This is a genomic window from uncultured Paraglaciecola sp., from assembly GCF_913020055.1.
Taxonomy (GTDB): Bacteria; Pseudomonadota; Gammaproteobacteria; order Enterobacterales; family Alteromonadaceae; genus Paraglaciecola.
Genome location: NZ_CAJWCF010000040.1, coordinates 1 through 22717, shown reverse-complemented (window position 1 = coordinate 22717; position 22717 = coordinate 1). Strand labels below are relative to the sequence as shown.

Annotated in this window: 21 protein-coding genes and 1 pseudogene; 12 read left to right on the top strand and 10 right to left on the bottom strand. The window is 39.8% G+C overall.

Annotated features, from left to right (window positions below; translation table 11 throughout):
* Positions 1-29: 29 nt before the first annotated feature.
* The 6 genes and pseudogenes from QZ488_RS10400 to QZ488_RS10375 all read left to right on the top strand — a co-directional run.
* Positions 30-854: pseudogene (locus tag QZ488_RS10400) on the top strand (DUF4861 family protein); the annotation flags it as partial.
* Positions 855-1214: 360 nt separating this feature from the next.
* On the top strand, positions 1215-1844 hold the full coding sequence (locus QZ488_RS10395; protein ID WP_293748317.1) for a phospholipid-binding protein MlaC: 630 nt from the start codon (positions 1215-1217) through the stop codon (positions 1842-1844).
* Between the two features lie 262 nt (positions 1845-2106).
* The gene (locus QZ488_RS10390) at positions 2107-2451 is read left to right on the top strand and encodes an ArsC family reductase (RefSeq protein WP_293748315.1); all 345 of its coding nucleotides are present in this window, start codon (positions 2107-2109) and stop codon (positions 2449-2451) included.
* On the top strand, positions 2448-3575 hold the full coding sequence (gene dapE / locus QZ488_RS10385; RefSeq protein ID WP_293748312.1) for a succinyl-diaminopimelate desuccinylase: 1128 nt from the start codon (positions 2448-2450) through the stop codon (positions 3573-3575). The genes QZ488_RS10390 and dapE overlap by 4 nt, the downstream gene beginning before the upstream one ends.
* Positions 3572-4246 (top strand): M15 family metallopeptidase, encoded by a 675-nt coding sequence (locus QZ488_RS10380; RefSeq protein WP_293748310.1) that lies wholly within the window; start codon positions 3572-3574, stop codon positions 4244-4246. Before dapE ends, QZ488_RS10380 begins: the two co-directional genes overlap by 4 nt.
* Positions 4243-4398, top strand: coding sequence for a DUF2897 family protein (locus tag QZ488_RS10375; protein ID WP_293748308.1), 156 nt, complete (start codon positions 4243-4245; stop codon positions 4396-4398). The genes QZ488_RS10380 and QZ488_RS10375 overlap by 4 nt, the downstream gene beginning before the upstream one ends.
* A 195-nt stretch (positions 4399-4593) precedes the next feature.
* Here the strand turns inward: QZ488_RS10375 and QZ488_RS10370 are convergent, their stop codons facing one another.
* Entirely contained in the window at positions 4594-4995 is a 402-nt protein-coding gene (locus QZ488_RS10370; protein WP_293748306.1) for a DUF4440 domain-containing protein, read from the bottom strand.
* Between the two features lie 162 nt (positions 4996-5157).
* Between QZ488_RS10370 and QZ488_RS10365 the strand changes: the two genes are divergently transcribed.
* A complete protein-coding gene (locus QZ488_RS10365) occupies positions 5158-5301 on the top strand; it encodes a hypothetical protein (protein WP_293748304.1) in 144 nt (47 codons plus the stop codon).
* 90 nt (positions 5302-5391) lie between these two features.
* Here the strand turns inward: QZ488_RS10365 and QZ488_RS10360 are convergent, their stop codons facing one another.
* The 7 genes from QZ488_RS10360 to seqA form a co-directional block, all read right to left on the bottom strand.
* On the bottom strand, positions 5392-5718 hold the full coding sequence (locus QZ488_RS10360) for a heavy metal-binding domain-containing protein (RefSeq protein ID WP_293748302.1): 327 nt from the start codon (positions 5716-5718) through the stop codon (positions 5392-5394).
* A complete protein-coding gene (locus tag QZ488_RS10355) occupies positions 5715-6137 on the bottom strand; it encodes an HIT family protein (protein ID WP_293748300.1) in 423 nt (140 codons plus the stop codon). The genes QZ488_RS10360 and QZ488_RS10355 overlap by 4 nt, the downstream gene beginning before the upstream one ends.
* 9 nt (positions 6138-6146) lie before the next feature.
* On the bottom strand, positions 6147-7214 hold the full coding sequence (gene astE / locus QZ488_RS10350; RefSeq protein ID WP_293748298.1) for a succinylglutamate desuccinylase: 1068 nt from the start codon (positions 7212-7214) through the stop codon (positions 6147-6149).
* A 94-nt stretch (positions 7215-7308) separates the two neighbouring features.
* Complete coding sequence (locus QZ488_RS10345; RefSeq protein WP_293748296.1) at positions 7309-8616, bottom strand: bifunctional diguanylate cyclase/phosphodiesterase; 1308 nt, start codon at positions 8614-8616, stop codon at positions 7309-7311.
* Between the two features lie 215 nt (positions 8617-8831).
* Entirely contained in the window at positions 8832-11303 is a 2472-nt protein-coding gene (locus QZ488_RS10340) for a glycogen/starch/alpha-glucan phosphorylase (protein WP_293748294.1), read from the bottom strand.
* Positions 11304-11529: 226 nt separating this feature from the next.
* Positions 11530-13182: a phosphoglucomutase (alpha-D-glucose-1,6-bisphosphate-dependent) gene (gene pgm / locus QZ488_RS10335; protein WP_293748292.1), complete on the bottom strand. Its 1653-nt coding sequence runs from the start codon at positions 13180-13182 to the stop codon at positions 11530-11532.
* Between the two features lie 18 nt (positions 13183-13200).
* On the bottom strand, positions 13201-13767 hold the full coding sequence (seqA, locus tag QZ488_RS10330; protein ID WP_293748290.1) for a replication initiation negative regulator SeqA: 567 nt from the start codon (positions 13765-13767) through the stop codon (positions 13201-13203).
* 174 nt (positions 13768-13941) lie between these two features.
* On the opposite strand from seqA, the gene QZ488_RS10325 reads away from it, so the two are divergent.
* From QZ488_RS10325 to QZ488_RS10310, 4 genes are all read left to right on the top strand, one after another.
* The gene (locus QZ488_RS10325) at positions 13942-14862 is read left to right on the top strand and encodes a MoxR family ATPase (protein ID WP_293748288.1); all 921 of its coding nucleotides are present in this window, start codon (positions 13942-13944) and stop codon (positions 14860-14862) included.
* An 8-nt stretch (positions 14863-14870) separates the two neighbouring features.
* Entirely contained in the window at positions 14871-15917 is a 1047-nt protein-coding gene (locus QZ488_RS10320) for a DUF58 domain-containing protein (RefSeq protein ID WP_293748286.1), read from the top strand.
* A 2-nt stretch (positions 15918-15919) separates the two neighbouring features.
* The gene (locus QZ488_RS10315; protein ID WP_293748283.1) at positions 15920-18010 is read left to right on the top strand and encodes a DUF3488 and transglutaminase-like domain-containing protein; all 2091 of its coding nucleotides are present in this window, start codon (positions 15920-15922) and stop codon (positions 18008-18010) included.
* A gap of 157 nt (positions 18011-18167) precedes the next feature.
* Positions 18168-19754 (top strand): ABC-F family ATPase, encoded by a 1587-nt coding sequence (locus QZ488_RS10310; RefSeq protein ID WP_293748350.1) that lies wholly within the window; start codon positions 18168-18170, stop codon positions 19752-19754.
* A gap of 93 nt (positions 19755-19847) precedes the next feature.
* On the opposite strand, the gene QZ488_RS10305 is transcribed toward QZ488_RS10310, so the two are convergent.
* Positions 19848-20018 (bottom strand): hypothetical protein, encoded by a 171-nt coding sequence (locus tag QZ488_RS10305; protein WP_157828103.1) that lies wholly within the window; start codon positions 20016-20018, stop codon positions 19848-19850.
* A gap of 433 nt (positions 20019-20451) precedes the next feature.
* On the opposite strand from QZ488_RS10305, the gene QZ488_RS10300 reads away from it, so the two are divergent.
* Entirely contained in the window at positions 20452-20925 is a 474-nt protein-coding gene (locus tag QZ488_RS10300) for an NYN domain-containing protein (RefSeq protein WP_293748279.1), read from the top strand.
* Between the two features lie 624 nt (positions 20926-21549).
* Here the strand turns inward: QZ488_RS10300 and QZ488_RS10295 are convergent.
* Positions 21550-22254 carry a transposase gene (locus QZ488_RS10295; protein WP_293748277.1) on the bottom strand — a complete coding sequence of 235 codons (705 nt, stop codon included), beginning with the start codon at positions 22252-22254 and terminating at the stop codon, positions 21550-21552.
* Between the last annotated feature and the right edge of the window lie 463 nt (positions 22255-22717).

Sequence of the window (22717 nt, the reverse complement as noted above, 5' to 3'; positions counted from 1 at the left end):
AAGGAACAGAATACAAAGCTGATGGATTTTCATTTCAAAATGTCGAGCAGTTCGACAGCCCAGAGCAACTTACTGACCATTCTTATTACCTACGTTATGAAGGGCCAGGATGGGAAAATGATTTGATTGGTTATCGTTTATATTTAGATTGGCGAAATGGTATTGATGTGTTTGCAAAAACTGGCACAAAGCCAGTCCTAGCTGGCGTGGGTCAAAATGGTTATGACAGCTACCATGAATTAGCAGATTGGGGCGCCGATGTACTAAAAGTGGGTCCATCACTTGGTTTAGGCGCGCTTGGACGTTTAGATAGTGACAAAGTCATGCATTTTCAAAACGTAGATAACACAAGTTGGACATTACTTAATGACAATAAACTCAGTGCGAGTTTTAACGTTAATTACCAAGGTTGGTCAGTTAAAAATAAAAAGGTAGATGTCAGTACTGACTATATTATTCGTGCCGGCGACCCTACAACTTTAATCGATGTCACTTTATCCGAACCCCTTGACAATTTAGTTACTGGACTTGTCATACACCCGAAAACTCATTTCATCAAACATCAATATAAAGAGTGGGTGGTGATTGCTACCTACGGTGAACAAAGTGTTGCCGCTGCCGGTGATGAGTTAGGTTTAGCGCTCTTTTATCAAACAAGTGAAGTGCTAGAGCAATACCAAGGACAACACGATTATTTAGTTAAATTCAAACCCTTAACCCAATTAACTTATGGGCTAATGGCGGTTTGGCCACAACACCCATCAAGTCCCAAAACCCAACAAGAATTTGAAACGTTATTAAATGAGAAACTGCATGCTTTGGCATCCCCTGTCGAGGCTACAATCAGTTATTAACCTACACAGATAATATTTTGAATTAAGGATGTATTTGTAGGCATAAACATTATTGCTGGTTAAGTTGAGAAGATAACTAATCAGCATTTAATGCCCTACCTTATTCTATAAAAATTAGGTAGTTCACCTCTCATGACAATGAGATACGGTATTTCGTGATGTCTAACTATATTTAGTTAGGCATCAATTTTTCGTTCTCTATTCCTTATCTATTTGTTCATTAATTGAGTAGAAAATCATTTCATCCGTCGCTCTACAAATCAGGTTTTATATGACTTGTAACAAATTGTAGGCCCAGATTACAAATTTGATACAGAGTTGGACTCTTGATTGCAGTACAGTTTTCATTATTAGGATTTAATGGAAATATTTATCATGTTTGGTTATCTAAAAACACTGTTCGTAGTCTTCTTTTTAGTAAGTAGTCAGTCAACATTTGCACAACAGCAAACGCCCCACCAAGTGATAGTCGGTTTAGGAGACAGCCTATTTAAGCGTTTATCTGAAGAGCAGGAAAACCTTAGTACCCAGCCAGAATTAGTCAGAGAAATTATTGAACAAAACCTCATGCCTCATGTTGATTATCGTTATGCCGCCTATAAAATTCTTGGAAAATACATTAGAGAAATAAGCAAACAAGACAGAGAGGAATTTGCATTGGCAATGCGGGATTATTTAGCGGTTATCTATGTCAACGCTTTGAGTCAATACAAAAACCAAAAAATCACCTTCCAACCGGCTGGGAAAGAAAAACCAGGTAAAAAAATTGCAGAGGTTAAAGCGTTAATTACCGAGCCGGGCGCACCTGATATTGCGATTGACTTTAAACTTCGGCTGGATAAAAAAACCAAACAGTGGAAAGCCTTCGATATGGTTATTGAGGGCATTAGTTTAATCAACGCTAAACAAACCGAAATCGCCTCCAGAATAAGAGCGTCAGACATACAAACGGTGACGTTAGAAATTGCTAAACTAGGCAATCGGCCCTAGCTTGAATATTCACCCAACGTCCAAAAAACTAGGGCACGCATTAATTAGCAAAGTGCTCTAGTACATACCTCTAAAGGCATTAGAGTGGTGACTTCTGTTTTAAGCAGCCATTCCTACAAAATGAAATAGTCTACAAAGCATGGTTTGTTAGTTTAGTTTTTTATATCTGGTGGCGCAAAAGCATAGTCAACAGCCTTTACCTATATCACCCTTTATCGTTATAGTTAATGTATAAAGATTTCAATCACTTAATTAGGACACTATGACCACCCTTTACGGCATTAAAAACTGTGACACCATCAAAAAAGCACGCACTTGGTTATCTGCAAATAATATTGATTATACCTTCCATGATTATAGACAAAACGGGCTCGACTCAAACTGGCTAGAACAAACCGAACAAGCCTTAGGTTGGGAGCTAATGCTGAATAAACGCGGCACTACTTTTCGTCAACTAAGCGAAGAACAAAAAGAAGGGGTCGATAAAACAGCCGCCCTAGCACTTATGCTTGAATTTCCAGCCATGATCAAACGCCCGATACTTATCCATAACGATAACTATTTTATCGGTTTTAAAGCAGATCAATACGCAGAGGTGTTCGCATGAGCCGCACCCTTGAGCTAACCAAAGACTTGATCAACAGAAAATCAGTGACTCCTGAAGATGCGGGTTGTCAGGACATGATGGCTGATATCTTAAAACCTTTAGGTTTTGAAATAGAAGATCTGACCTTCGACGACACTAAAAACATCTGGGCTCGCAAAGGTACAGAAGGCCCCGTATTCTGTTTTGCTGGACACACAGACGTAGTACCTTCCGGACCAGAACAAAATTGGCAAACCCCGCCCTTTGAAGCCACAGAAAAAGATGGCTTTATCCATGGCCGTGGCGCAGCCGATATGAAAGGTAGTTTGGCCGCCATGTTAGTGGCCACCGAGAAGTTTGTAACAGCCAATCCACAACATAAAGGTTCGATTGCTTTTTTAATCACTAGTGATGAAGAAGGTCCATTTATAAATGGTACCACTAGAGTCATCGATACCCTTGAAGCCCGTAACGAAAAAATAACCTGGTGTTTAGTCGGCGAACCATCTAGTACTGACGAAGTGGGTGATATCGTCAAAAATGGCCGTAGAGGCTCACTTACCGGTGATTTAATGGTTAAGGGAATCCAAGGTCATGTCGCCTACCCACATTTAGCCAGAAACCCGATTCACGAGTCAACGCTCGCATTAGCCGAATTGGCTAACACTCAATGGGACAAGGGCAATGATTCATTTCCCGCCACTAGCTTTCAAATATCCAATATTAACGGTGGCACGGGTGCGGGTAATGTTATCCCTGGTGAATTAAAAATCTGTTTTAACTTTAGGTTTTCAACCGAAGTAACAGACCAAGAATTAATCGCTAGAACCACAAAAGTGTTAGACGCGCATAAGCTCGATTACGATATTGATTGGACCTTTAATGGCCAACCATTTTTAACTGATTCAGGAAAGCTAGTTGAAGCCACCCAACAAGCCATCAAGCACTGTACGGGTCGAGAAACAATACTGTCCACCGCAGGAGGCACATCCGACGGTCGTTTTATCGCACCAACCGGCGCCCAAGTAATTGAGCTGGGCCCAGTTAATGCCACTATCCACAAGATTGATGAATGCGTAAAAATAGACGATCTCGATACTCTCGCTGATATCTACCAAGACATCTTGCAACGGCTACTAGCGTGATAACCGAAGCACACACCTTAGGTAAAGACGACAGTCTACTAGTCGAATGCCAAAATGGTTTTCGACTATTGCCTGAAGTGTGTGAAGCCTTTAAACGTATGCAAGCAGTAGCGGCGCAAGATGGTGTAGATATACAAATTGTCAGTAGCCATAGAAACTTTGAACGCCAATTGCAGATATGGCAAAACAAGTGGTCTGGGAAAGCAACGCTATTAGATGCAAGTGAAAACAAACTAGATGCCACTACCCTGTCTGATATACAAAAAATACAAGCCATCCTCACATGGTCTGCACTACCAGGAGCCAGTCGTCATCATTGGGGTACCGACTTAGATGTATATGACAAAAAGTCTGTAGAGCAGCATCAACATGACTTTCAGCTAGTGTGCAGTGAATACGATAACGGCCCTTGCACCCAGCTCAACAACTGGCTAAACGAACACGCCACACAATTTGGCTTTAGTAGGCCCTACGCTGAATATAAAGGCGGAATTGCTCGCGAGCCTTGGCACCTAAGTTTCCAAGCCAGCGCCGACAAAATGTTATCTCTAATGGATGAACAAGTTTTACTCGCTAATCTAATCAAGTCAGATATTCTAGGTTTGCATAGCATCATTGCTAACATGCCTGACATATATCAGCGCTTTGTTTTAAACAGGGGTACAAAATGAACATTTGGATAGTGGTGGTGATTATAGTCTTGGTTTTAGGCCTGATAATCGGCAACATATTATTGTTAAAACAAACCTCTAATCAAAAGCTGCCTAAACCGACTAAAGATAACAATGAGTCGTATGATCGATTTGAGGATAAGGATGATTGAGTCAACTCGACTGACTAATCATTAAGCCAATTTTTTGTGTAAATCTAACGCCCCAATAACAGGCTAAAATTGTGGACTAAAATGAGCAAAGCGAACAACCCACAGTGTTTAGTCCTTATAGATTTTTTGTTATACCTATCTTTTAGTTTTCACGATGTCCGTAACTTAATGCTCGTGTAATTTCCCACTTATTATTTACATTGCGCCAAACCATAACAAAATCGGCTTTTCCTTCGCACTTTTTAGTTTTGTTTCGCAAAAGACATGGACGCCTTCAGTGATTGCCCCAAACTCTTTAATTGGATAAGCCTTGAAGGAATCAGCAACAAGTTTGCGCGTATAGTTACCACATGCATTATTTTTAGTATTTAAAATCATAATGTCACGATCCCAAGTTACACCGCCATTATCATGGTAAAACTCTACGTCAGGAGAAAAATAGCGGGCATGTTTATCCAATTCTTTAGGATTGTGACATTGATTAAAAGATTCAAAAAGCTCGGTATCAAGAGCTTTCATTTTGACTGTTAGAGGAGCTTCATTAGCCAGTGATGAAAATGAAATAAAAGTGAATAAAATCATGCATAAAGTTTTCATAGAGCCTCAATATTATTGTTTAGGTATAACCATTTATTAGACGACATCATATCGCCTATGACCCGGGCCATTTATTTACTCAGCCTCTACATTGTTCTTTGATAAATATTCTCTTCCAATCAGAGAAAGGCAATTAAGCAATTCCTCGCGGGAAGCGGATCATTGCAACCTGCAAAAGTGAGTAAATTATTGGATGAAACGTTTTGTCCTCGAGAGGACTATTTTGCTTGCAGAGCATTCTTTTTGGATAAATATGCTACAGCTTTAGCTGGTCTGAAAGGTAAAGTGCAAGGACTGACTTTATAAAAAAAGTAAGTCGCACAGAAGGGTTTCTGTGAGAAACCAGCCAAGCATGCCAGTGCCCTCTAGGGCATTAACCAAAACTATCTGCTACGCCTACTTATCAACATACTTCACAGCGGTACCACTAATACTCACCATCAACATACTGCCGCCTTTACCGACTACCTCATAGTCAATATCCACACCAACAACCGCATTAGCACCAATAGAGCGTGCTTCATGTTCTAATTCCTGAAAACCAATCTTCCGAGCTTTGGTTAATTCGTCTTCGTAAGCCCCTGAACGACCACCCACAATGTCGCGAATTGAAGCAAATATATCCTTAAATAAATTAGCGCCCATTACGGCTTCACCAACAACAATACCTAAATACTGTTCAATTTTTTTGCCTTCTAGCTGATGAGTTGTGCTTACTATCATTTGTCTCTCCTTGCTTCAATTTCAGTTTTAATTAAATTAACTTGTTCGGCTAATTGCTGTTCGGAATAAGTCTTAGGTGGCACCTGCCCCCATATCGGGTTAGGCCAACTTACGTCATGTTGATAACGTACAATATGGTGCAAATGCAACTGAGGCACGATATTACCCAGGGCTGCAACATTCAACTTATCAGGTGTAAACAAATGTTTAAGTGCTCGGCTAACCAATGCTGACTCTTGCCATAAAACATGCTGTTGGGCATCACTCAAGTCAATCACATCTTTTATGTCAGCAATACGCGGTACTAATATAAGCCAAGGATAGTTAGCATCCTTGATAAGTCTTACCGAACATAATGATAATTCAGTCACTAGTTCACTGTCTGTGGCTAATTGCGGATGTAAAATAAAAGTAGTCATGTAAAAGCCCTAAATTTCAGTCGGTATAACAGTTAACAATGCACGTTGACCAATTTCAACATCGGCGTTAGGAAACACAATCGCCTCCCCTTCAAATTGAGCACGGTATTCGCAGCCACTTTCATAAGCTAATAAATGATCTTTAGCAAAATCACTAAAGTTAGGTGCGTCTTCGGCAAAATTTAGCGCAAAATCTGCCTGCTGTTTATTGATCACTTGGTTCACTTCATAGATCAAAAAGTCTTCTGCACAGTAAGGTTTAAGGTTTAACTCTGTAGCACAAATAAGCGCGGTCAAAGTAGTCACTACCTCACTAAAGTTGTCCATGTTATTTTGCCCAAATGGCATGACTTTACCCAATTCAACGGTAAACGCTTGGGCGTTAAACTCAGTGACCGAATAATAACTAAAAGTAGTAGTAGCACTGCCAGACAATAAAATGGTATTTACACCACAAGCTAACAAAATTTGTAGTTGATATTTGTCCCAAGGTTTACCATTTTGAAATGGATAGACTGCAAACTTGTCATTTTTCGATGCGCGAATAGCAGTATGTAAATCATAGTGAAAACGGCTTCTAACCTGTTGTGGACTTGCGCCCAAATAAAAGTCTTTAACCGCATCTTCTAATTGTTTTGCTCGGCGTCGTTCAGCATTTATTTGTTGCCCTGCAGCTAGATTTTTATGTTCACCACTAAACAAACGATTCATGTTTTCTTCAATAAAACGTTCGGCAATATCCATAGCGGGTAAATTTCCAAATAAAAACAAAGTACGTTGTTTGACCACTATTTTGCACGTCAAAATAGCCTTGACTAAATCGTCGCAGATTTCTATTGGCGCGGTTTCGTTACCGTGTACACCACAGGAAAGCACAATATCCTTGTCGCTATCAGCAATTGGTTCAAAACTGATAATGCCCTCGGCTAATACGTTAACTTGTGTATGTTCATTAATAGTAAAATCAAATGGTGTACTAAAAAGTGAAGCTTGAGTACGCGATAACACAAGAAAGTTACCTTGTTGCTTTAACGTTTGTATGGTGTTTTGTATAGATGTGTTGAATTGTGTTTGCATAATGAGCTGGTATGAGTCGCAGGAATAATTTCTGAAGCGCTAATATTACGCTAAACAGAATCTTAACTCTTGTATTTTAACAAACGCTTATTAGTTAAGCAGTTTGCTGTGTGCGCACTAAGGATGTGCCTACTGCCATGTCTTTGTTAGCTAGCTCTACAAAATCATGGATCGAGATCGCTTTAGAAAACAAAAATCCTTGGCCAGATGTAATGCCAATTTCACGTAAAATATGCAGATGTTGAATACTTTCAATACCTTCAGCAACTAATTCGCAATTCGCCGCTTCGGCAATCAACTTGCTGGCCTCGACTATCGCGCGATTAACTGGGCTTTGATCAATCTGCAAAATAAACGACTTATCAATTTTAATACTGTCTATTTCAATATCACGTAAATACGCTAAATTAGAATATCCCTTACCAAAATCATCAATCGCAATAGTCGCGCCAAGTGAACGAATTTGTGACAATTGTTTTTTAACTAAAATTGAATTAGACAAAGCGACATCTTCTGTCAGTTCTAATTCAAACTGGGATAATGCCACCTGATGTTTTTTCGCCATCGCTTTAATATTGCTAGCAAACTTTAAATCATATAATTGAGAGGGCGACATATTGACTGAAATCTTTAAATATAACCCCACACTATTTAGGTATGCAGCCCCTATGAACGCTTGCTCTAAAACCCAATAACCAAGCTCGTTCATCATATTGTACGATTCAGCAGCTTCAATTAACGCACCTGGAAAAATCAAACCGTCTAATGGGTGATTCCAGCGCAATAAACATTCTGCCCCTATAATCTGTAACGTATTCAACTCAATTTTGGGCTGGAAGTAGATTTCGAGCTCATTTTTTTCCAACGCGCGAGTGATATCTGCTTTAAGTGCTAACGCTCTCCCTGTGGTGACATCAGCTAAATTTTGAGCATACTGAAAATTATCAAATTTATTGTCTTTTGCTTGTTTTAACGCCGTTTCTGCTAAGGAAAAAAAATGATTAATATCACTATTATTTTTAGGGTTTGATGCGGCTCCCACATTAAAGTCAGCGATAAAGGCATGGTCATCGCATTTAATAGGGATTTTGAAATGTTGAACTAAGTGGCTGAAAAAATCATGTAAGTGTTTCTGCTGGTGATTGCCAGACAGAATCACCCCAAAAACATCACCACCAACACGGCCAACTAGTAAGTTATCGCTAAACAAAAACGCAATTCGATTGGCAATTTCTAAGAGTATTTTGTCGCCAAACTCAAAACCAAAGCTGGTACTCACATCAGAAAAGCGCACCACATCAATTAGCAATAAAGATTGCTCAGCATCTGTTTTCAGAAGTTGTTCTATTTCCCCCAAAAACGCATAGCGATTTGGAATGGTTATTAATGATTCATGTTGCATTGAAAAATACTGCCTCATTAAAAACTAACTGAACACATTAAGTAGACGTTAATATTAACCTAATGTAAACAAATACAGATTTCGTTTACAAACAGATCACATTTATTAAGGTTGACTAACTATATAACAACAAAAGCCCAAACACTTGTTTGAGCTTTTAAAAACATAACTGTAATTACCATTATATTGGATTTAACTAATCTAAGGGTACAGATTTACTGGACTGAACAAGGCTCTAACTGCCAAATTTTTCGCACATAATCTTTAATCGAACGGTCTGAAGTAAACTTACCCATACGTGCGGTATTAAGGATCGCCATTTTCGCCCAACCCGCCTTATCACCATAGGCCTTATCGGCTTTTTGTTGTGCATCTGAATAAGACTCAAAGTCAGCTAAGACTTTGTAAGGATCTCCTCCTTCTAACAAACTATGCTTGAGTGAAGCCAAAGCACCAGGCTTGCCCGGGGTAAAATAGTCTGTTTCAAGCCAATCCAAAACCGCTTTGATTTCTTTGTTGTTGTAATAGAAGTCGTATGGGTTGTAGCCAACCTTATCAAGGTCATGAACTTCATCGACATTAAGACCAAAGATGAAAATATTTTCGTCGCCCACTTCTTCGGCAATCTCAATATTAGCGCCGTCCAACGTACCAACGGTCAACGCACCATTTAACGATAACTTCATATTACCAGTACCGGATGCTTCTAAACCTGCCGTAGAAATTTGTTCAGAAATATCCGCCGCTGGGATCATTTTTTCAGCCAAACTGACACGATAGTTAGGTAAAAATACCACTTTAATTTTGCCGTTAACCCGTTTGTCATTATTCACTTTTTCAGCCACTTGGTTGATGGCATAAATAATGTCTTTGGCTAATTTGTATCCTGGCGCGGCTTTAGCACCAAATAAAAATACTCTTGGTTGCATATCGTAAGTCGGATCTTCTAATAAACGACGATACAACGCCATAATATGCAACAGGTTAAGATGTTGGCGTTTATATTCATGTAAACGTTTTATTTGCACATCAAAAATAGCTTTAGGATTAATTTCGATTCCCGTTAAAGCCAATACTTCTTTAGCCAAAGCTACTTTGTTTTCATGCTTAATTTTCATAAATTGTTTTTGAAACTTAGCATTGTCAGCAAACTGACTCAGTTGCTCTAACTTTTCTAGATGTAATGGCCAATCATCACCAATTTTGTCATCAATTAGCGCCGACAGTTTAGGATTACATGCCTTTAACCAACGACGTGGGGTAATACCATTGGTGACATTGGTTAACTTCTCAGGCCACATTTCATGAAATTCTGGGAACAGGTTTTTCTTCACTAATGACGAGTGTATTTCAGCTACACCGTTAACCGCAAAAGAACCAATCACCGACAAGTTGCCCATGCGGATCATTTTTTCGTTGCCTTCTTCTATTATCGACAACTTCTGTTTAATGGCATTGTTACCTGGCCATACTTTTTCTACTTCACTCATAAATCTATGATTGATTTCATAAATAATTTCTAAGTGCCTAGGCAGAATTTTTTCAAACATACGAGCAGGCCATTTTTCTAGAGCTTCAGGTAGTAACGTATGGTTGGTATAGGCAAAAGTTTTACTGCAAATGTTCCACGCACTATCCCAATCGAGTTCAGCTCTGTCGAGTAAAATTCGCATCAATTCTGGGATGGCAATCGCAGGGTGGGTATCGTTCAATTGAATAACCACTTGGCTAGCAAATCGGCTCCAATCGTCTCCATGGGCTCTTTTATAACGGCGAATAATATCTTTTAGCGAACAAGCACTAAAGAAGTACTGCTGAATTAAACGTAATTCTTTACCAGCTTCAGTTTCATCATTGGGGTACAACACTTTAGAAATGGTCTCGGCTTGCACGTTTTCTTTTTGTGCGTCCACGTAACCACCAGCATTAAATACATCCCAGTTAAAATAATCAGACGCTTGGCTTTGCCACAAACGCAAAACATTCACCGTTTTACCGCCATAACCCACTACTGGAATATCCCAAGGTAATCCTTTAACAATTAGTCCAGGATGCCATTCTTTTTTAATACCTCCGTTCTCACCATATTTGGTTTCAACATAGCCATACAAAGGAATTTCTTGAATTGACTCAGGACGACATATCTCCCAAGGGTTTCCATAATCGCGCCAACTATCTGGGCGCTCTATTTGTTCGCCATTTTTGATTTCTTGGCGAAACAAACCATGTTCATAATGCAAACCATAACCCAAGGCCGGAAGGTCAAGTGTGGCTAACGAGTCGATAAAACAAGCGGCTAAACGCCCCAACCCGCCATTACCCAATGCCATATCAGGCTCTTCTTCCATAATATCGGTGAGGTTAACGCCTAATTCCTTTAACGCTTGGTCAGTTTGTTCAAATAAGCCTAAATTATGTAAGTTATTAGACATCAAACGACCCATTAAAAACTCGGCAGAAAAATAATGCACGGCACGAGTATCATTTAGATAGTGAGACTTTTGGGTTTTACGAAGTTGTTCTAGCACATGCTCTTGCACTGAGGCACAGGTTGCTTTCCACCAAGCATGGTTATCGGCTTTATTTTCGTCGGTACCTAAAGAGCAATGTAGATGTCTAACAATTGCATCTTTAATTGCTTTTTTTGGTAACGCAGACGTTTTAGAAACTGGCTTTTTTGCACTCATATCACACCTCAAATTCGCTTTATTCAGATGTCACTTATCCTGATGTATTTTGGATTTTTCAGGTTACAAATGACGTAATAAAATTACAGATAAATTTAATGAGGTAGTTTTAGCAGGATTTTTTGCCTAGGTTTGTTAAATAAACGTTAAATAACTACAAAAGCATACGTATTCACACAAAAACACGCATACTTTTTACGTTATTTTAACAATTTAGATGTGCTTTTTATACACTTGCGACTTTAAACACTTGTTCGACCAGTTTTTTCGCTTCTTCTACTAATAGGTCGAGATGTTCAGCACCGTTAAAACTTTCTGCATATATTTTGTATATTTCTTCAGTACCAGATGGTCTTGCTGCAAACCAACCGTTTTCAGTGCTGACTTTTACTCCACCAATTGCTGCATTGTTGCCTGGTGCATGAGTTTGAATATTGGTGATAGGTTCACCTGCCAATTCGGTGGATTGAATAACATTCTTATCCATTTTACTTAATACTTGTTTTTGCGCGTGATTTGCAGCCACATCAATACGTGTATACACAGGTGCAGAAAACTTTTCGGTAAGGTCTTGGTAATGCTCGCCAGGATCTTTACCTGTTACCGCAATAATTTCAGCCGCCAATAAACATAAGATGATGCCATCCTTGTCAGTTGCCCAAGGTTTGCCATTACGACGTAAAAATATGCCGCCGGCACTTTCTTCGCCAGCAAAACCAATTTCACTATTCAACAAACCTTGCACAAACCATTTAAAGCCTACTGGCATTTCAGCCAATTCACGTCCAAGACCTTTCACCACTCGGTCGATCATACTGCTTGATACTAAGGTTTTACCCACTTTAATATCTTGCGGCCAATCAGTTCGGTGTTGATACAAATATTGAATAGCCACGGCTAAATAATGGTTAGGATTCATTAAACCGCTTTTTGGGGTCACTATGCCGTGGCGGTCAAAATCAGGATCATTCCCAAATGCCACATCAAACCTGTCCTTTAAATCAATCAAACCCGCCATGGCATAAGGTGATGAACAATCCATGCGGATCTTTCCGTCTTTATCGCGGCGCATAAAACCAAATTGCTGATCAACATTACGATTAACCACTTCAATGTTTAATCCATAACGTTCAGCTATTCTGTCCCAGTAACCTAAGCCCGCGCCACCTAAAGGATCTGTGCCTAGGACTAAACCAGCTTTAGCGATAGCTTGCATATCAATTACTTGGTCAAGTTGTGCAATATAGTCTTCAGCAAAATCAATTTCTTTAACAAAACTAGATGCATAGGCAGCGGCCAAACTCATTCGTTTAACTCCTGCCATATCATTACTTATGATCTCATTTGCTCGTTGCTGAATAAGGTTGGTGACGTCGCTGTCTGCAGGCCCTCCATGAGGTGGGTTGTATTTAAAACCACCGTCTTCTGGTGGATTATGTGAAGGCGTAATCACCACACCATCAGCTTGTTGTTTCGGCGAATCAGCATTGTGCTGCAAAATCGCATGAGAGATAACAGGTGTTGGGGTGTATCCACGATTTTCTTGCACCACTAAAGACACACAATTAGCAGCTAAGACTTCAACGGCTGTTGAAAACGCCGCTTCAGATAATGCATGAGTGTCCATGCCCATATACAAAGGACCGGTGATGCCTTGATCTTGCCTAAACTCAGCCAACGCCTGACTGATTGCGGCAATATGGTTTTCGTTAAAGGTATTTAAAAATGCGCTACCACGATGGCCTGACGTACCGAAAGACACAGCCTGAGTACTATCACCTTTTGTAGGCTGATTGGTGTAATAGGCACTAATCAACTTTGCAACGTTGACTAACTGCTCTTTACTCGCGGGTTTTCCTGCTTCTGGATGTAGAGCCATAGTGATCCTTATGCTTTATTAAATATGTTCAGGGGCAAATATTGTAATCAGTTGTTCAATTTCGGATAAGCTAAAGCCAACTTGCTCAGCCACCTCTTTGAGCATATTGATTTTCTTAGCGGTATTGTTATTGGTTATCACCCAATAATCAGAGCCAGGCACATTCTTAGGATTAGTGCTGCTGCCAGTTGCTAAGAGTGTGTCTTTATCAATAGCAAAATAAGTTCTATTTCGTCCACTCATGCCCAACACTTTACTAAATTGCTGAGGATTATGTTTATGGATAATCGATAACACTAACAACCATCTTTCTACCATTTTGGGGATAGCTTGTAATTGTTGCCCTTCGAGTTCGCTAAACACTGCAGAGGACTGACAAACTAGGTCCGCGATTTGTGTCGTGTTGTTGTCATTATCTAATGAGTCAACAGTATTAGTCTCATCGACATTGTTATTTTGCTCTGGGTTCAAGAGCGACTCGGGCATCACTAAACGGCGTAAAATATCTGAAGCACTTTCTCCGATATCTTGAGTCTGTGAAGCTATATAGTGGTAAAGATCATCTTCTATTTGAATACTTTTCATGGAATCATTTTATTAAACGGTACACGTACCTAAGATTATACTTATTGACGCAATCAATTCATCGATTAATTCCATTTCATACACAAGTATTAGCTAAACCAACAAAAAACCTGCCGATTTGCGCTAAAATAATAGTTCTTCTAATGTAATCAATTGTTCGGAAACAACTCCCCTATGCTGCATAACAAACTGGATATGGCCATTGAACAATCCTGTCAGGTACTCATTGGCAAACAACAGCAAGTTAAATTAGCACTGACATGTTTGTTAGCTAACGGCCATTTGTTAATCGAAGATTTACCCGGTATGGGCAAAACCACACTGTCGCATACGTTGGCTAAAGTATTAGGCCTTGAATACTCCCGCATCCAATTCACTTCTGATTTATTGCCTGCAGACATGTTAGGTATCAATATTTTCGATAACAACGAACAAACGTTCCGTTTTCACCCAGGGCCTATTTTTAATCAACTTGTGCTTGCAGATGAAATTAACCGAGCAAGCCCTAAGACCCAAAGTGCGTTACTTGAGGCTATGGAAGAAAGGCAAGTGAGTTTGGATGGTAAAACCCGACCACTGCCCTCACCTTTTTTTGTAATAGGTACACAAAACCCAATGCATCAATCAGGCACTTACCCTTTGCCTGAATCCCAATTAGACAGATTTTTAATGCGTATTCAGTTGGGTTATCCAGACAAAGAAGCAGAAAAGAGCATGTTGAAAACACAACTGGGTAGTGTTCAACATGAAGTTAAAGCTGTGATGGACATTGCCCAATTCATTGAATTACAAAACGAAGCCTGTAAAGTACATGCTTCAGATGAATTGCTTAATTATATTTTGCGTTTGGTCACATTTAGCCGCGAAAGCAACCAATTTGCCAATCCCTTGTCGCCACGCGCAACTAAAGCCTTACTCAGCTCAGCTAAAGCGTCGGCCTTTATTAACAATAGAGATTTTTTAATCCCAGAAGATGTGCAGGCCATACTACCAGCAGTGGCTGAACATCGATTGCGCAGCGCTTCTAGCGACTTCAGTGCCCAAGGTAGTTTAAGCAAATTATTGCTTGAGGCTATCGACCCGATAGCCGCTTAGGCAAGGTAATGGCAGTCACCCAAAGTTACTGGAACAAATGGCTAAACAAGCGTATTCCTGAAGCGGCGCAGCACCATTTAAACCATCAAAACATTTTTATTTTTCCGGCTAAGTTTGGCCTGTTGTTTTTGTCGTTATGTGTATTGCTGTTTTTACTTGGCACTAACTACCAAAATAATTTGATGTTGTTGCTATGTTATTTTTTGTTGGCGATATTTTTAGTCAATTTATTGGCCAGTTATATCAACTTTGCCCGTATCAACTTACAAATTGGTAAATGCTCCGAGGTGTTTGTTGGCGACAATTTACATATCCCCTTATGGTTGAATGCCAACAACGATGGCACGCCACATGCCAATGGGCTTTTACATTTCAAATTCAAAACCACTAAGGGTAAACCCAGTAAAAAGAACAAAATATGCAATGACCAGTCAGAGACTATAGTCGATGCAGACGCATTTTCTAATCCAATAAATTTAAGTCAGAAGTGCCAGCAACGAGGAAAATTAACATTATCTAGAGTGACCGTAAAAAGCTTTTATCCATTAGGCTTATACCGTTGTTGGACACATTTAGCTTTTACTCATGAAATCACCGTTTTTCCGAAACCTTTGCCTTGTGAGATAAACCTGCATGTAAGTGAGCACAATAGCACGAAGAAAAGTGGTGAAATGACTAACCAACAAGCAGGTCATGATGACTTCTCTCACCTCAAAGCATATCAAATTGGCGAGTCTTTAAACCATGTCGCATGGAAACAGTTGGCCAAAGGCCGAGGTATGGTCAGTAAACAGTTTTCTTCGGTTGGTAACCACATTGGTTGGTTAAAACTATCAGCTGAGAATAGGAACAAAACCTTATCCGCTCACAACGCAAAGATAGACTCCGTATTAGAAAAAGAACTTGGAGAGTTGTGTTATCAAGTCATTGAATTAAGCCGCACCCAGCGAACATTTGGCTTAGATTTAGGCACCCAATGTATTGCTCCTAACAATGGTGCGGCACACCGACTTGCTTGTTTACATGCGCTAGCGTATTTCGAAGAGGGTCGATAAACATGTTTACTCGACTGAAACAAAGATCAAATAGCCAAACAACTGCCCAGCCTTCTAGAAATATTGCTTTGTTATTATTAGCCGCAGTATTGGTGTTTGTTAGTTTTAGTCTTATTGCATCGGTACTCACTTGGATATTGTTGTTGGTAGTTTGCGGAGCAATAATAAGAGGCGCTATATATTTTAATTACTACAAACATTTACCATCAATTCGCACGTTAAATTTATTAGCGATATTAAGTATATTAGGTTTAATTTATTCTGCTTTAAGTGCCGGTTTACTGTTTGGTATGGTTAATTTATTGATCCTCGCCTGTGCCTTAAAACTAATGAAAATGCGCAGCGAAAAAGATGTATATCAGTTAGTCATAAGTCTACTTTTTTTGATTGGCTGTGGGTTTATTTTTAATCAATCAATCGGATTTAGCCTATTTTATGTGTTGCTAAGTTTGACCCTTTTATTAAGTTTAGCTTGTTATCATGCCCCTTCGATAAACATCCAAAAACAGCTAAAAACCATTTCAACACTGAGTGTACAAGCTTTACCAATAGGCTTATTGATGTTTTTGGTGCTGCCGCAGTTGCCACCGCTTTGGCACACACCAAAAGCAAAAGGTGCGCAAACAGGATTGTCGGAACAAATTACCCCAGGTGATATCGCAAGCCTATCTCAATCCAGTGAGTTGGCTTTTCGGGCAACCTTTTCAGAAACCCCACCCATTGCCAGACAACGCTACTGGCGAGCGATAGTGATGGAAGACTTTGACGGAAAAACGTGGAGGGTGCATCCCTACCGACAGAAAGTACGAGAATTTCAGTTAAAAACCAAACAACAATTTAAGCCCAAGTTAACCGGTTCTTTTTTTAATTATGAAGTGATTGCCGAGCCGACTAACCAGCCTTGGCTATTTGCATTGGATATAGCCGTGCCAGCAAATGCTCAAAGCATTAGAAACATCATGCAAAGCGGTGACTTTTTACTCTTTAATCAACAACCGATTGTTAGTAAATATCAGTATGCAGTGCGTTCCTACCCTGAAGCATTAGCCAGTCAAAGTCTAACTGCAAACGACAAACGGATAAATCTTACCTTACCCCAAAAAGGTAATAGCCGAACTCAAGAGTGGATAAGCGATCTACGCACAAAATTTCCAAACAACGATGATTTTGTAAAAGCAGTATTGGATTATTTCGTCAATCAACCCTTTGTGTATACCTTACGTCCGGACGTCATGTTGGTGGATCCCGTTGATCGTTTCTTATTCGATAATCAAGCCGGCTTTTGCAGCCACTATGCTAGCGCTTTAGCCTATGCGCTACGACTGGGCGGCATTCCTGCGCGTATTGTTACTGGTTATCAAGGTGGTGAATTAGTAGAAAATGCTGGGCAGTCACCTTATTTGAGCATCTACCAATACGATGCTCATGCATGGGTAGAAACATGGCGTAATAACACCGGTTGGCAACGAGTCGACCCTACCGCCCTAGTATCGCCAGACAGAATAGAGTTTGGTTTACGTCAAGCGATGCAAGACGAAGGCAGTTTTTTAGCTGACTCGCCCTTTGCCCTAGCTAGACTCACTAATATCCCTTGGCTAAATAACATCAGACTGTTTTTGGCAGATTTGGATTACAACTGGAGTCGCTGGGTTTTGGGCTTTAATAGTGAAAAGCAGCGAGACCTATTCAAATCGATTTTAGGCAAGTTAACCCCTGAACGTTTATCTATATTAGGCGTAGGTGTGACTTTAACTATTGCCCTATTACTGAGTTTGTTTTTTCTCCCTCATTGGTTGCAAAATAGACTGGGTACAACCCAACATCTATATCTACGAGCACTCGGTGCATTTGAAAAAGCAGGCACCCAAAGAGAAACTTGGCAAGGACCCAGTGCATTTAATCAACAAATAGATGAACATTATTCTGAAAAAATCAGTCAACCATTTACGCAAATTACTCAGTTATATTTGCGCTTAATTTATCAAAATAAACCAGATGCTGGAGCGTCGGTACTAAACACTAAACAATGTCATCGAATGATGCGTCATCATTTAGCGCTCTTAAAAGCCGAGTTGTCAAAAAAACCAACCTAATATCAATCTGCATTAATCTTCAAAAAGAACCGTCGCCCCTTAGCGATATGGTGTTTTTTATGGCATAATCCGCGCCGAATTTTTGCCATCTATGCGCCACTAACTAAGGCCGCTTGAAGGCAAGCAATAGTTGAATATTAATACTGGGGAACCGACCTTGCTAACAACTGCAAATATTACCATCCAATTTGGCGAAAAGCCGTTATTTGAAAATGTCTCAGCCAAATTTGGCAACGGCAATAAATATGGCCTGATTGGCGCAAATGGTTGTGGTAAGTCAACCTTTATGAAAATCATTGGTGGTGACTTAGAGCCTTCTGGCGGAAATGTCTCTGTCGACCCTGGTGAACGTATTGGTAAACTGAAACAAGACCAGTTTGCCTACGAAGAATGCAGCGTTATCGATACGGTTGTTATGGGCCACGGTGAGCTTTGGAAAGTAAAAGAAGAACGGGATGCTATTTATGCTAATCCCGATATGACTGAAGAAGACGGCATTAGAGTGGCCGATTTAGAGTCTGAATTTGCTGAAATGGATGGCTACACAGCAGAATCCAGAGCCGGTGAACTACTAATTGGCGTGGGCATTCCTGTTGAACAACATTTTGGTCCAATGAGTGAAATCGCACCAGGTTGGAAGCTCAGAGTATTACTCGCCCAAGTGTTATTTTCTGACCCGGATATTATGTTATTAGATGAACCCACCAACAACTTGGACATCAATACTATCCGCTGGTTGGAAACGGTACTAAACGAACGTAACTGCACCATGATCATTATTTCGCACGATAGGCATTTCCTAAATTCTGTGTGTTCCCATATGGCCGATATCGATTATGGCGAAATACGTTTATTCCCCGGCAACTACGATGAATATATGACAGCAGCCACACAATCTCGTGAGCAACTATTGTCAGATAATGCCAAGAAAAAAGCACAAATATCTGAGCTTAAGGCTTTTGTAAGTCGTTTCTCAGCCAACGCATCAAAATCAAAACAAGCGACATCACGTGCTAGGCAGATTGATAAAATTCAATTAGATGAAGTTAAACCTTCCAGTCGTCAAAGTCCGTTTATTCGTTTTGAAGAAACCAAGAAGTTACATCGCTTGGCCTTAGAGGTAGAAGGTTTAGCCAAATCATATGATGAAGAGCTTTATAAAAATTTGGATTTGATGATCGAAGTAGGCGAAAGAGTGGCCATTATTGGTCCCAATGGTGTGGGTAAAACAACCTTACTAAAATGTTTAGTAGGTGACACTGACCTAACTGCAGGCAGCGTTAAATGGTCAGAAAACAGCAACATTGGTTATTACGCTCAGGATCACGCAGCTGATTTTGAGGAAGATAAAACACTCATGGAGTGGATGTACCAATGGGCGCAAGAAGGTGACGATGAACAAGTTATGCGCGGCACCTTAGGAAGGTTGTTATTCTCACAGAACGACATCAACAAATCAGTCAAAGTGATTTCGGGTGGAGAACAAGGCCGAATGTTATTCGGCAAGCTAATGCTACAAAAACCGAATATTTTGTTAATGGATGAACCTACCAACCACTTAGACATGGAATCAATTGAGTCTTTGAACTTAGCCTTGGAAAATTATAAAGGCACGTTACTTTTCGTCAGCCACGATAGAGAATTTGTTTCTACAGTCGCCACGCGTATTATCGACATTAAACCAGATGGTATAGTTGACTTTAAAGGTGACTACGAGAGTTACTTAGCTAGTCAAGGCGTGTAAAACAGACTCTCTATAAGAGTTGAAACTTACAAACTATAAAACTGAAAAAACCGGATTGCTCCGGTTTTTTTATGTGTTTTGAAACGTGGTTTATTACTTAATATTAAGTAACCAAGAGACAAATTGTTTTGCTTCAGAGGTGTTTGCGAAGGTGCCCATTTTTTGGCCACACTTATCGGCAAATGCCACTTTGTGTTTGTTCACAGAGATATTGTGCACTGGGCACATTACTGAAATCTGTGTTCCGTTATATGTATAAGACATAATAAAACTCATTAAATGCGACTATTTCGTATTTCATAAAAATGAAGACATAAATAGTCAAAACTAAAAATAAGCTCATTACAGTTTTGACGATACTACTTAAACTATAAGTTTCTTTTCGATGAGACATCTGCAAATGTTGTTTGCTACGATGCTTAATACTCACTAATTCGTCGTACGATAATTCAGCTTGTTATTGTAATTCAAAAGGATATTACCCAAAGATTACGTTTTTAATGTTGGCTGACTGGATCAAGGAAAGACATAACATTGAAGGTTTGTTTGAGAGAGAATCAACAAACCATGAAGCAATGTACTTGGCTTTGGTTAAATAATCAACCATTAATTAGACTAAATGGTCTACTAGCAGAACATTTCACCCATGATGAAAAATGTTATCATCAAATTCATTAAATATTACAAGTGACTTACTTTGGATAAACTCGCCATCTTTGTTGATGTACAAAACATCTACTATACCACTCGTCAAACCTACTCTCGCCAATTTAACTACCGCAGGTTTTGGCAACATATCAATCACCAAGGTGACATTATATTAGCGAATGCTTACGCGATTGATAAAGGTGATGAACAACAACAAAAATTCCAAAGTGCGCTTAAACATATTGGTTTTGATATAAAACTTAAGCCCTATATTCAGCGCAGTGATGGCTCTGCCAAGGGCGACTGGGATGTAGGCATTGCCATTGATGTCTTAGAAGCAGCAGAGAATGCCGATACTATTATACTATTATCAGGTGACGGGGATTTTGATCTACTACTGAGAAAAGTAAAAGAAAAATACGGATGTAAGACTCAAGTGTATGGTGTGCCTCAACTCACAGCCACATCACTAGTGAATGCTGCAGATGAGTATTTCAAAATAGAGTCAGACCTTTTGCTGTAATTGTAAGGCTCTAATAGAGTCTTACAATTTTGAGCGGTTTTTCAATTGTCACAATGCTAGCAAAGAACAACGGTTATTCGACCTACCTCTGCCGATCGCCCCCTTTGCCCAAATGATGCAGCCAGTCAATTTATTTTGTTTTAGTCTCACGTGAGCGATCAGCAGGGATAGCATGTTCGGCTGGTAATTTTCTCTTTGTGTGTATAACTGAGGAAGAAGAGGCTAAACGTGATTTCTCTTTCTGACCTAAAGCGGACATTCGAACGCAAAACCTGACGGTGAAGTTTGTGCCAATACTCACCATTCGGTGTCACTTCAGTTACACTGATTTTAGCGATAAATTGTCAGTCTAGTTTGCAGCCCAAAAGGGGAGCAAACGACCTAAATAGACTGTCAGTCATTTTGTATTTAATGACAGCAGGTGTGTCATAGCTGTTCTAGCGATGCCGATTTTTGGCCAAAAAATTAACATATTTGCGAGAAAGCTACTGGGATCAATTATCACGTGCAACCTTTAATGCGTCGTGCCCTGAACGTGTTTATCGACAAGATACTTGTTGGTGAGTTATCGGAAGAGAATAAGGAATCCCTCAGTGTCAAATTAAGCTTTTCTACAACTTTTCCCTATTTCCTAGGCGCCTTTCGCCATCCTAGAGGTCGCCCTCTTTGTGCTTCTCTGAGGCGTTTTCCCGTTATCGCTTCAATATCTGCTATAAAATGCTCGTTACCAAGTGCTAAACCTTTATTACTTGCTTGCCTAATATCCTCCAATAGTTTGCCTTCAACATGATATTGAAACAGGGATCGATAAGATAACATCCTCCGCTTTTCATCCATACCCAAAGCCAAAAATAGAGGGTGAGGAGTCAACAAGTCTGTCTTTTTGCCTAACGCGTTACATTGATAGCTCGACCAAGAATAATCGGCTGGGTCGTTAACCATACCTGCCCTGACCGGATTCAGTTCAATATAACGATACAGTTCAAGTAGGTAGGTTTCTTGTTGCACTAGACATGATTTGTAGCGCCCTTCCCATAACGTCCCGCTGCGGTGATATTGTCGATTAAAATACAACACATACATACGCCCCAATGACTGCATCATTTGAGAAATACCGGTGGCGGTGGAGGGTGTGCATAATAGGTGTACGTGATTGGTCATCAATACCCATGCATGAACGGATACTTTATATTTCTTGGCATACTGCTTTAACCAAGTCACATAGGCTTTCATATCGTCTTCATTGCAAAACACAACTAGGCGATTATTACCCCTCTGGATAATATGCTCTGCAACGCCAGCAGCTGATGCTCTTAACTTTCTTGCCATGGGAAAAAACCAAAAAATGACCATTCCTAACAGTATAGTTCATTTAAATTGACTCTGACCCCTTTTATTTCCAGGAAGGGGTATGTTTAATTAGTCGAAAAACAAAACCCTACGCAGCAAGCTGCGGGGAATTAAACCCATAGAGATTAAAAAAAGAAAAAAGAAGGAAAGAAGGGGACACCCAAGATTTATTGAAGAAATAATTCATCTTTACTATGGTTAATGAAACACTCGCAAATAAAAGTGAGTGTCCTAGATAAACTAGATAAATGTTTACTTCGTTAAAGCAAATTGTCAAAGTAGAACAACTTGCAATAGCTGAGTCGAATATATTCAAGCAGAAGTTTTTTGAACAAACAGTGATAATTTGGATCTAATACACTCTTAACCTTGCTATCTTATTCGTATTGGTATAAAAAACTAGGGCGCATATTATGAATGAAAAAATCATTAAAGAGTTTAT